The organism is Bradyrhizobium sp. USDA 4452 (assembly GCF_054063575.1).
Window position 1 is genome coordinate 6223932 of sequence record NZ_JBSSGK010000001.1, and the last position, 11562, is coordinate 6235493.

General features: G+C 59.5%; 6 protein-coding genes and 4 pseudogenes. 5 read left to right on the forward strand and 5 right to left on the reverse strand.

Features of this window, described 5'->3' with window-relative positions; genetic code table 11:
• The first annotated feature begins 1714 nt into the window (after positions 1-1714).
• Positions 1715-2764, forward strand: a complete 1050-nt coding sequence (locus ACVISU_RS29385) for an IS110 family RNA-guided transposase (RefSeq protein WP_456709238.1) — start codon at positions 1715-1717, stop codon at positions 2762-2764.
• A gap of 243 nt (positions 2765-3007) precedes the next feature.
• Here ACVISU_RS29385 and ACVISU_RS29390 read toward each other — a convergent pair.
• Positions 3008-3265, reverse strand: a pseudogene (locus ACVISU_RS29390) (transposase); the annotation flags it as partial.
• A gap of 220 nt (positions 3266-3485) precedes the next feature.
• On the opposite strand from ACVISU_RS29390, the gene ACVISU_RS29395 reads away from it, so the two are divergent.
• Together ACVISU_RS29395 and ACVISU_RS29400 are read left to right on the forward strand one after the other, a co-directional pair.
• On the forward strand, positions 3486-4388 hold the full coding sequence (locus tag ACVISU_RS29395) for a TauD/TfdA dioxygenase family protein (protein ID WP_456709239.1): 903 nt from the start codon (positions 3486-3488) through the stop codon (positions 4386-4388).
• A 322-nt stretch (positions 4389-4710) separates the two neighbouring features.
• Positions 4711-5102 (forward strand): annotated as a pseudogene (locus ACVISU_RS29400) (patatin-like phospholipase family protein); the annotation flags it as partial.
• Between the two features lie 563 nt (positions 5103-5665).
• Here the strand turns inward: ACVISU_RS29400 and ACVISU_RS29405 are convergent.
• The 3 genes and pseudogenes from ACVISU_RS29405 to ACVISU_RS29415 form a co-directional block, all read right to left on the reverse strand.
• On the reverse strand, positions 5666-6481 hold the full coding sequence (locus ACVISU_RS29405; protein ID WP_456709240.1) for a YopT-type cysteine protease domain-containing protein: 816 nt from the start codon (positions 6479-6481) through the stop codon (positions 5666-5668).
• A 167-nt stretch (positions 6482-6648) separates the two neighbouring features.
• Positions 6649-6852: pseudogene (locus tag ACVISU_RS29410) on the reverse strand (IS21 family transposase); the annotation flags it as partial.
• Positions 6853-6939: 87 nt separating this feature from the next.
• Positions 6940-7744: pseudogene (locus ACVISU_RS29415) on the reverse strand (IS256 family transposase); the annotation flags it as partial.
• A 407-nt stretch (positions 7745-8151) separates the two neighbouring features.
• On the opposite strand from ACVISU_RS29415, the gene ACVISU_RS29420 reads away from it, so the two are divergent.
• The gene (locus tag ACVISU_RS29420) at positions 8152-9405 is read left to right on the forward strand and encodes a formylglycine-generating enzyme family protein (protein WP_456709241.1); all 1254 of its coding nucleotides are present in this window, start codon (positions 8152-8154) and stop codon (positions 9403-9405) included.
• 215 nt (positions 9406-9620) lie between these two features.
• The gene (locus tag ACVISU_RS29425) at positions 9621-11201 is read left to right on the forward strand and encodes a pyridoxal phosphate-dependent decarboxylase family protein (RefSeq protein WP_456709242.1); all 1581 of its coding nucleotides are present in this window, start codon (positions 9621-9623) and stop codon (positions 11199-11201) included.
• Here ACVISU_RS29425 and ACVISU_RS29430 read toward each other — a convergent pair.
• Positions 11181-11480 carry a carbamoyltransferase C-terminal domain-containing protein gene (locus ACVISU_RS29430; protein ID WP_456709243.1) on the reverse strand — a complete coding sequence of 100 codons (300 nt, stop codon included), beginning with the start codon at positions 11478-11480 and terminating at the stop codon, positions 11181-11183. The genes ACVISU_RS29425 and ACVISU_RS29430 overlap by 21 nt on opposite strands.
• Between the last annotated feature and the right edge of the window lie 82 nt (positions 11481-11562).

The following is an 11562-nucleotide window of genomic DNA, read 5'->3' on the forward strand; positions in this document are numbered from 1 at the left end:
TGAGCCGAACAGAAATCGTAGTCGTCCGAGGTCAAATCGCAAGCGGTATCATTCTTATCCGGCTTAGGCACAAGATCGTTGGCTCTTCCAGGATTTCGCCATTTGATTTGTCCTCCTCGTTGAAAGCTTGCGCCAAATCGCTTGGGGCAGACTGCTCGGTTCAGACCAGATGGACGTGCTGTAATTGCTTGCGCGCTCGGCGTAGTGGTCTCATTGTTGCTATCATTCCGTTGTGGTCCGCCGTAGGCATGTGTGGCACAAGAAGGCCGCCATTACGGGAGCCTTGATCACAATAGCGGATCATCCGCTTAAGCTTGCTTCAGCAGGCGGCTGGTCTGTGTTGACGGTGCCAACATCACCAGCGCGGCACGATCACTGCAGCGCGCGAGGATTACAGGCGAAAGCACGAGCGCTCATGGCGACTGGCGCGCGTCATCGAAGGTTCGCGGGCGAACTTTTGATCGAGCCGTAAGGCCAGACGCTCGGTGTGGTCGTTCGTGGCGCCGAGCAGCATCCTAGCGATCGATAATTCGGCCCTCTAGGCTCTTCCCTTTTGTAGAATTGGGAGCTGGCTGCTAGCAAGTGGGGGCGCAATGTGATCGCTTACCTGGCTATCGGATGAACACTGCGATGGCAGCCGGGTGGATGGTTTCGATAGGTAGCGTCTAGAACGACAAGCTTCTATACGCCGTATATGCCTTCGCAATGCCTGGTCAGGCGGATGCCGTGGCGGCACCGTTGGTGGCCAGGGTGGGTGAGCCAACGATCGCGAACTCCGAACTCGGGGAGGTCGATTTGAGGGGCCTTGAGCTAAAAGCGGGCGAACTTATCGCCAGATACGAATGATCCAAGGATCCGGCGATGTCGCGCACGTGGCGTCCTTTCCGAGCGCGCGACATAAATTAGCGGCCAGTTCATCTGCTCGGGCTGTGAAGTCGCCCCAGGACGGCAGACAGCGACGGCTGATTATCCGACTGACCTTTGGTGCAGTTGCGCGCTGATTTGATATGAATGGATGAACACCGATGGTTGGAAGAAAGGCACCGGACAACACTTAGGTCACGCGTCGTCTCCCTTGTTCTCCATCTCTTCGAGGCATCTGAGCACCCGTTGGTATTCGAGCTCGCACCACGCAAGCTCGAACGGTTCCATCAGTATTTCTATCCACGTTTCGGCAAAGGCTACCATTCCAACGAAAAATAGAATTCACGACCTCCCGATCAGCTATCAGTCGACGAAACCGGCGAAGACGAATGAGTTGTCGTTGTAGCCAGCCGCACATGCAGCTAAGAGGATCGTGACCAGCGGCTCAATCGAACCTTGGTAAAAATTAGGCACCTCAAGGGGAGCGCCTGACGATACGAAAGTTTATGGCGGAGCCGGAAGAAGCAAAAGCAATCGCAGAGCGTTGCATGCCGCCACTGGTAAACGTCGTCCTGTTCAATCGGACCGGCGCGACAGAAATATCGGCCGAAAATCAGCCGAGGGCGTCCTCGCAAGCAATCCGCGGGCGGCCTGGCCGGAGCTGCGGCACTTGTAGTGATAGGTCGAGCGGTCCAACTCGAGAGCGTCATAAGTTCTGCGGATCAACACCTGCCGCGCGCCACAGACCTCGTCGACCAGCTTGAGGGTCCGGCCAGGCTTCATAGCTAATGGGATGGTCCACTCCGTCCTCCCAGTGCAACAATGGCGGTGCAGACAAGGAGGAGTGGTCATGGCACATCGCAAACCAACGAACGTGGCGGTCTATGGAGTCGATCTTGGCAAGAACGTCTTCCACATCGCAGGAGCCGATGCCGATGGCGCGATTATCGGCAACTGGAAATTCCGACGCGATAAGCTGCTGCAGTTCTTTAGAGAGGCTCAACCAGCGCTGATTGGTATGGAGGCCTGCCCCGGTTCACAATGGCTGGCACGTCACCTGCAGACATTTGGGCATCGTGTTCGCATCATTCCCGCCCAATTTGTGAAGCCCTATGTCAAGTCGAATAAGAACGACGTGATCGACGCGGCTGCGATCGCCGAGGCTGTCACGCGGCCGACCATGCGCTTTGTTGAGATCAAGACGGAGACGCAGGCGGAGCTGCAAGCGCTTCACCGTATCCGCGACCGCATGGTAACCGGGCGAACCCGGCTGATCTGCCAGATGCGAGCGCTGTGTATCGAGTTCGGCGTCGCAATCCATCAGGGTGTGGGTAAATTCAAGGCCGACATGCCGCGAGTACTGGCCAACGAGGAAAACGACCTGACGCCGATGATGCGCCGGCTGCTGGGAGATCTGTTCGGCGATCTGTGCCATCTCGAAGAGCGGATCACCGAAGTCACCCGTGAGATTGAAGCAAATGCTGCACAGGACGAGCGATCTCGACGGCTGATGACCGTACCCGGCATCGGCCCACTCATCGCCACCGCAATCCTGGCTTCGGCTGGAGACGGTCGGCAGTTCCGCACGGCACGAGACATGGCAGCTTGGCTGGGCCTCGTCCCAAGACAGCATTCCACTGGCGGAAAGACGACACTGCTGGGAATCAGCCGCCGAGGGAACCGCTACTTGCGGCGCTTGCTCATCCACGGCGCACGATCCTGTGTCATCCACCTTGATCGCAGCCGAGACCGGCTCGGCGCCTGGATCGACACCTTGCAGAAGCGCATGCACATCAACAAAGTCACGGTTGCATTGGCGGCAAAGATCGCTCGCGTCGCATGGGTGATTCTCAATCGGCCGGGAGCAACCTACGAACGCCGTGATCCCACGGTGGCGTAGAGTTCTAGGTCGACAGACTGCGAGGCTCGAGGAAACGATGACGAGACAGTTGATCGGCGCACTGTAAGCCTTCCTGCCGAAAGCGTGCTCCAGCACGACGAAGCTATCCAGGAACAGCGCGCGCGTATCTCATCTTGGCCTGGCTGCAACCGCAGCTCACTCGCGAGAGGCCGGATACATTTAAGCAGACTGTGCTCGTTACGAGACCGAAAAGCCTTGCACGGACGGAGTGGACCATACATTTCGGCGGATCACGTTCTGCAGCATCTCCTTGTCGAACGACGGGTCCGCCACCAGCTGCTTCAGCTTGCCGTACTACTCCTCGAGCTGCTTCAGCGGTCGCATCTCGGTCGGCAGCGGCCTGTCGTGCTACTTCTTCCAGTTGAAATAGGTCGCCTGGCTGATCCCGGCCTTACGGCAAATCTTCGCTACCGCAATCCCGTCACTGCCCTGCTTGAGGATGAACACCTTCTGGGCGTCCGAAAATCTCAAGGCCTTCATCGTCCTTCGCACCTCCAAGCCGATGGGATTCGGTGGCGAAAACGCTAACCCAAGTGGTCCAGTTTGCCGGCCTCAGATCACATCGCGCTTCGATAGGTGCCATCAACCACCAGAAAAGATAGCTGCAATGGAAATAGAGAAACACTATATAGTAGAAGCAACAACAGTACCAACAAGCCGTCTAGCTACTTGGAGAATGCTGCCGTGAGTGAGGAGAGCTTTGATCGATAGCGTCATTGCACCTGCCGATGTCGTCAAACGTTCGGGACGTATTGGCGCCCAAATACTGAACATCAAGCTGTCGGGCGATTTGCCGGAGCAGACCATCGCTGCGATCAACGGTCTGCTGCTCGAATACAAGGTCATCTTTTTCCGCGAGCAGGGTCATCTGGACGACGTAGAACAGGAACGCTTCGCTTGTCGATTTGGGAAAGCTCTCCCGCCGGCTCCGACGGTGAGTACTCTCAAGGGAACGATTTCGATGATTGAGATTGATACGGTGCGCGGTCTCCGAGCTGACTGTTGGCACATCGATATGGCCTACATGGAGGCCTATCCCAAGATTTTAGTGCTCCGAGGCGTTGTAATTCCACCTACCGGCGGCGACACGGTATGGGCAAACACCGCGACCGCATACCTCGATTTGCCTCCGCCGCTGCAACGGCTTGCCGACGACCTGTTGGTTGTTCACAGCAACGCGTTCGATCCCGCTATATTTTCTCGGCCGACCGAAGCTGACAAGAAGCATTATGACAGAGTCCTTAAAGCAAAGCTGGAGACCGAGCATCCGCTTGTACGTGTTCACCCCGAGACCGGCGAGCGCGCGCTGGTGCTGGGCATGTATGCGAAACGCCTCGTTGACGTCCCGAGATATGACGGCCAGAGGCTATTCGACTTGTTCGAGTCTCACATCATCGCGCCCGAAAACACACTGCGCTGGAATTGGAAGCAGGATGACGTGGTCATGTGGGACAACCGAGCTACTATGCATTATGCGGCCAGGGATTACGGAGACCAACCTCGCCTTGTCCGTCGCGCGGCCATAGCTGGTGAGGTGCCCATCGGCGTTAACGGCCGGCGCAGTGTAGCGCGCGCCAAGCAGCAGTCAGCGAATGTCGTCTAGCTTATGCGCAAATTTCAACAATATCGGTAGAAATTGGCGAGCTATGCCCTCGCATGAACGTATCCTGACAACTGCGCTTCGCAAATAAATGACGGCTTTTTGTCGCACGGGTCGAACTCAGAAGAGCGCAGCAGACAGGCTTGTGGCGAGTGCTGGTTCGAGACACATGTGACAATGTCGCTTACTTAATTGTACCGAGCGTTAAAAGCACCTCGGGCTTGTGAAGCTGCGTGCATGATTGGGCGGCAAGAGAGTTTCGGGTCTGTGCTTAGTTTCGGTCGTGCATCACGCGCGGAGTAGGGGCAGCACCACTTCGCACCAGGTCCTCGCCGAGTCGGTCGATTTTCGACAGCTCGCGGGTTCGCCGATCCGCTTGTTCGTGACGGCGACCAACGTTCATACCGGCCGCGGGCGTGTGTTTCGCAATGCCGAGCTTACACCCGACGTTCTGCTTGCTTCCGCCTGCTTGCCGACTCTATTCCGAGCGATAGAGATCGATGGCGAGCCCTATTGGGATGGCGGCTACTCCGGGAACCCGACGATCACGCGCTCATGCGGGAGTGCAATTCGCACGACACGCTTCTCGCCGCGGTCAACCCGGTCGAGCGACCCGGAACACCGCGCTCGGCGCGCGAGATCCTCGATCGGTTAACCGAGCGGCGCCTTACGACCATAACGATCTTCCTTTGCGTCCTCCGGGACCTGGCGGATGCTAAAATCGGGCAGGCGATCCATAACTCCATCTGCAGACCGGCGATCCGAATGGAAACGGCCGCGTCATTAGGTTAAAGCCCAGGGAGCGCGATGCTGAGTTCTTCCGCTCGACGATCCAGATCGCATCGCAAACGCGGAGCTTGCCGATCCGCGGCTGCTTGTGAGGTCACATCCTGGCTGAACCATTGTCGATGCGATCGGCTTTACGGGCTTCGAACGAAAGCTGATGTCGTGGAAAGTCATACCCTGCGCACAGTCGGTCTGGATCAAGCGCGTGGTTTGATAGCGGACGGCATGGATTGTCGCCGCAACAATTGCTTCTTGGCGACGTCAATTGAGAGAAACAGAGAAACCGCAGGCGGTCATTCCGAAACAGAATTGCAATTTGTGCCGGCCGTCATGGATAGCGGGGGCCGGCGCCCCCGCTATCAATGCCGGCACACTCGCCAGCCGGCACGCAGCCGGCTATCCGCCGCAGATTTGGCCCCCGATACAACGACCGCCGGCCGACGAATCCGAGCCTTCACAGAAGGCGCCAATCACCACCGGCAAGAAGGCCCAACTCACTGCATCCTTTGCGTCGTGATTGTCGATAAATGCTGCCCGTTGGGATTCCTGTAACGATTGGCGAGGCTTTGTAACAATGAAGCCATCTGGTCCGGATTTGACCGAACAGTAAATTCTCCATAGTTAGGGTCAAAAACCGTGGTCCTTCCATTCGAGGCCGACGTCGCGATCGTGTGTGCGCCGCCTTCGGCGAAATACAAGCTGAGCAAATGGTTCGATCCATCTTCGTTGATTTCGTTCACCATGCGCTTGACGTTCGAAGGCTTGCCGAATGCGAATCTCTTCTCTTCTCCAGCCGGTTCCAAGCCTGCGTTCTCCAAAATGGTATTTTGTGCCTGAAGGTCGGCCTGAGAAGATTCTGCTCCCCTGCTGCGCAACTGATCCTTGAGATTTTGATATTGCTGCTGCCGTTCAGCCGCTGAGGCGTGCGTTTGCGATCCGGGTGTGAGCGCACTCATTCGGGTTGATGGGCTGTTGTTAAGATTGCGGAACCACTCCGCAGTCAGTCCAACGCAGATGCCGTCCACATTCGCATCACGCAAGTCGGCGGTTCTGTATTCAAACAAGGAGGTGGCCGGACTCTCTGGAGAGGATGTACTGGGGTCGGAGGCGCTAGAAGTGTGAACGTTTGCATCCGAGGTATGTGGCTTGCTGCAGCAGGCCCCCATCTTGTCGGGCAACTCCCCCGGTTGCGAGCTCCAACGAGGCGCGAGACCTGCAAGTGTTTCCGTAAAGCTGCTGCTATCCACCGACTGACTCGGTTCGTCAGCTTGTCTAGTGCATGGGGACGAGCCACTGATTCGATCATACATGACGATTTACCTTCTGTGCTGCGCTAGTCTCTACGGATCAATTCGGGCTGCTTAGGCCCTGCTGCGAGGATACCCAGACAAGCTGATGGCAAGCTGACGGGCAGCTGTTGTCGGGCTTAGAAAGCGTTCCTTTGTCGGACTTCTGACAATGTCTGATGCGGCGCGGCATAGCGCTGTGTCAGATCCTCCCGCGCGTCGGCTGCCGGATTCCGGAACGACATTGAAAGGCTATCGCTGCGATGCCGCCGAGCGCCCACGGGGCTTTCTGCAAGCCCTCGGCCAGAGCGACGAAGCTTTCGCCGCGGCGCACGACATGGGCATGCTCGAAGCTGGAGCGCCAACCGGAAGTGACAGAGCCGATGATCGAGCGGCCTCATAGGCGCATGCTGCACCGGGTAATGGCGGAGGAACACTTTCTCACGCCTGCGGGCCGTGATCGAGGCCTTGGCGGCCATCCGCGCGATGGTTTCCAGCGTCATGTAGCGGGCGCGCTGGACGGCTCATTCATCGTTCTATCGAGCAGGATCGTGCCCATTAGAAGGACGATGGCGTCTTCATTGGGGGAGATGCCAACGACCTCGGTCCGGCGCTTGATCTCACCGTTGAGGCGCTCGAGAGGGTTGGCCGAGTGCAGCTTGGTCCGGTGCTGCGGCGGGAACATCATATAGGCCAGCGCATCGGTCTCGGCCTCATCGAGGAGGCCGGCAAGCTTGAGCAGCTTGGGGCGGAGCTGGTCGTCGGCGACCTTCCGACGTTGCGCTCGTGCGGATTCCGCATCGTCCTGGGTCAAAGGCGGTTGCGAGGAAGGCAGAGAGGACACGTCGTCCGCTCTTGCCGGCGTGCGAGCACGCGGCAGCGCTGCCAACTGGCATTGAGCACCTTGGCGGCGGTCGCCTTGATGCCCTCACGGGCGTCGGACACGACCAGCTTGACGCCGCGCAGGCCACGGCGAGCGAGCTTGCGCAGGAAGCCGTCCAGAAGGTCTCAGCCTCCGAGGGGCCAATGTCCGTGCCGAGAACTTCGCGCCGGCCATCACTGTTGACGCCGACCGCGGCGATCACCGCGACCAACACGATGCGTCCCTGCTGGCGCACCTTCACAGATGCTGCTCATCCCCATCGCCTGCACCAGATCGTCGACCGAGCGGGTCGAGACGCCCTGCACGTAGGCTTCTTGCACCACGGCGGTGAGCGCCTTCTCGGCCATCCGGCGCGGCTCCAAAAAGCCCGGGAATCGCAGTCGTCCATGCCGAACAACCGGCAGAACCGGCGCCATGTTGCTAACGTCGGTTCACAGTAGTCAAAGGTCGCCCAGGCTTTAGCGCGACACCTCTTGAACGCGAAGATCGCGGTTACTCTGATCCCGCACCACGCGCGTCGAAATCACTGGATAAGCCGGACTGCAACGATCGAGATCTGAAAATGTCGGAATGCGGACAAAGCGAGCACAAAGTGGTGCTAACTTTCGAGTATTCGCTGGCACGAACAATGCATAGCCTCAACGTGCCTCGGGCAATCTCCCTCCCTTAGGCATAACTACCATCGCAAGTTGAGGCCCTGCCTGGCCGGTGAGGTTTGCGGCACGTGACATAAGGCAGGGACGGCGCCTGCTCGGCCGATGTCGACGGGCCTCTTGTCACGTCGCCGCTAACTTTCAACGCTGTGAACAGCGTGTTTGTGATCGGCGTAGAATTTGCGCGTCATAGAGAGAACAGATGGATCCGGGCGGCAGGTGAAAAACGGCAAGAAAACGCGCGCGGCCTGGCCCGTGAGCGCGACCATGGCTGGTATGGCCGGCCGATTGGGGGAGCAGTGGCGGAGGGCGCGGCGATTGGCTCTGTCGGAGCTGCGGCTGCGGCGACATGGGCGGGTGCGCCGCCGGCGCCGGGCATGTGCTGGTACTACGCCGATCCATCCAAGACGCAGGACTTCCTGTCCGCGATAAGCATATGCGGGTGGACCGCCATCTTGCAGATCGACCTCGCGCGCGCCGAGTCTCCGCTGGCTATTCGGACCGACGGGATGGTCTGGATTCCGGGCGGCACGTTCCGCATGGGCTCCGATCATCATTATCGGGAGGAAGCTCCGTCGCACCGGGTCAGGGTCGACGCCTTCTGGATTGACCGTACCCCGGTCACCAACGCGCGGTTTCGCTCGTTCGTGAACCAGGCCGGCCACATCACGGTGGCCGAGACAGCACCGGATCCGGCACACTATTCCGGTGCGCTGCCGCATATGCTTTACGCCGGCTCGCTGGTGTTTGAGCCGCCGCACCGGGGGCACAACCTAGGGGACTTGGGCCAATGGTGGACCTATATGCGGGGCGCGAACTGGCGCCGTCCTTACGGTCCGCGCAGCAATATCGATGTGCTCGGCGATCATCCCGTCGTCCACGTCGCATATTCGAACGCGCCCGCCTATGCCAAATGGGGAGGCAAGGAACTCTCCACTGAAGCCGAATGGGAATTCGCTGCACGCGGTGGGCTCGAAGCCGAGGAGTACGCCTGGGGCAATGCCGTGACGCCCGGCGGCAAGCTCATGGCTAACATTTGGCAGGGCAACTTTCCGATCCAGAATCTCTGCGAAGACGGCATCGATCGCGCCTCGCCGGTGACAGCATTCCCAGCGAACGGATACGGCGTATGCGACATGATCGGCAATGTCTGGGAGTGCACCGGCGATTCCGCAGAATCCGCGCGGCGGCCGCGCGGCGGCGAGCTACGATCCCTGCCAGCCCGCGATCAGGATTCCGCGCAAGGTCCTGAAGGGGGCTCGCATCTGTATGCGCCGAACTACTGCCGGCGCTATCGCCCCGCGACTCGGCAAACCAAGCCGATCGACACGTCAACCAGTCACCTCGGCTCTCGCTGCGTGGTGCAGTCGCCCGTCCCTTCTCAACCACCGCAAACGCCGTCTGAAAAGTAGAGGGAGTGTTGAATGAGCAGTGACAACCATAAGACCGTCGAAACGGAGCGGGTGATCAACCGCAGGAATAGCCGTTTTCGTACGACCGTTCGTTCCTCCCTTGGTCTTGCGCCGTGCGACCTTTTCCAGGAGCCGCGTCAAGGCGCGACAGCCGCCGACATAACCGATACCTCCTCGCCTGTTGCGACGGGCGGGCGTTCAGTAAGGAGCTGACGGTGCCGACCGGTGAAGCGTATCACGTGAGTCCGTTCCCGGCGACCGATGAAAGCACCCACGCCGCTTTCGTCTACGCCATGGAGCGCGTCATCGATCACGTGATGGAAAGTTGGGACGAGCAATCTGCTCCGACGAGCGGCATCAAGTTTGACCAGCTCCAGCACTTGCTGGCGTCGCTCGAAGTGTGCCCGGCCGCGGGCCGCGGTCTCGATGCCGTCATGCTGGAGGTGCGCGAGCGGATCATGCCGCACTTCGTCTCGGTCTCGCATCCTCACTATGTCGCGCATGTGCACTCCGCGCCAATGTTGCCGTCGTTGGTTGCGGAGTTTCTGATCAGCGCGAGCAACCAGTCGCTGGATTCGTTCGACCAAGGCCCATCCGCAACGGCATTGGAATGCCATGTGGTGCGCTGGCTGAGCGATCTCGTGGGGTTCGGCGCGGCCGGTGATGGCGTGTTCACGAGTGGAGGAACGCAGGCTAATCTCATGGGGCTGATGCTGGCGCGCGATCACGCCCAGGCGAGCGAACAGAACACTGTGAGGATATCCGGCTTGCCGGCCGAGGCACGGGGGTGGCGCATTCTGTGCTCGGAGCTTGCGCACTTCTCAGTCGCCAGAAGTGCCCACATCCTGGGTCTCGGCGAATCCGCAGTCGTGCCGATCGAGGCCGAGCGCGATGGCAAGTTGAGCGCGGACAGGCTCGACCGGGCGATACGGTCCGAGGTCAATCGAGGTCATCGTCCGATCGCGCTGGCGCTGACGGCCGGCACCACCGAATGCGGCTCAATCGATCGAATCGAGGAATGCATGCCTGTGGCCCACGGCGCGAACGTGTGGGTTCACTTGGATGCTGCCGCCGCCGGCGCGCTGCTGTTGAGCGATCACGCGCCGCTTTTGCGCGGTATCGAACTCACCGATTCCGTCTCAATCGACTTCCACAAGCTGCTGTTCCAGTCCATCAGCTGCGGAGTCTTCATGGTTCGCAGGCGTGCGACGCTGTCGATCCTCGATCGGTCGATCGCTTACCTCAGCCCGAGCGATAAGGCCGATAGTCTCGGACCGAATCTGGTCGGGAAGTCGTTGCAAACGACGCGCCGGTTCGATGCCTTGAAGGTGTTCATGTCGCTGCGGGCGCTCGGCAGGAAACGCGTGGGCGAACTGCTCGACCTGATGCTTGCGCAAGCGCAATTTGCCGCGGACGAGATTGAGAAATCGACGGAGCTCGAATTGCTGGTCCGGCCCGAAACCAATATCGTATTGTTCCGATGGCGACCCGCTGGGCAGAGCCTGCCGGACGCGCTCATCAACAAGGTCAATCGGCAGCTTCCTGGCCGCCTCTGGAATGATCGAATCGTCGTCATCGGGAAGACAGTTTACCGGGGTCTCGCAGCTCTGAAGCTGACGCTGCTGCATCCCGAATGCGAGAAAGAGCGGATCATCCCGATGCTGGCCGCGATCGAAGCCGGCGCGGGCAAGCTCGGCGCAGAGTTGTGGTCCGGCGCTGATCGTCTGGACGAAATGTTATTGGTCGGAGCAGGCAAAGGCACGCCGCAGATGACGCTAGGACAGAAAGGGCGGTAGCGCTTGCGGTGCTTCACTTTCACGTTCATCAGTTCGCGCACCGCTTTGTTGCGGGGGGGCCGCCAACAGACTGCGATTTCCCAGCGCCTGCGGTCTCCATTCAATCCGCCCCTGGAACCATCCGACGATCCCGCGGTCGGAATATGACGGTCCCAGATATGCGTCGGCGCATACATAGTCGCGTTTGGCTCGGGAGCCGCATTGCATTTGCTTGCGGATGAGTTCCGTCAAGCTGTTAACAAGCTGTCGGATTATCTGCGAAGCGAAGCCATCACCCATGCTACGCTGCCTCCAGCCTGGCTTCAGGGAAGCCAGAAGCTGTAAGGCTTGGGACCGCAGGCTCTCATTCTTCCTGGAGAGC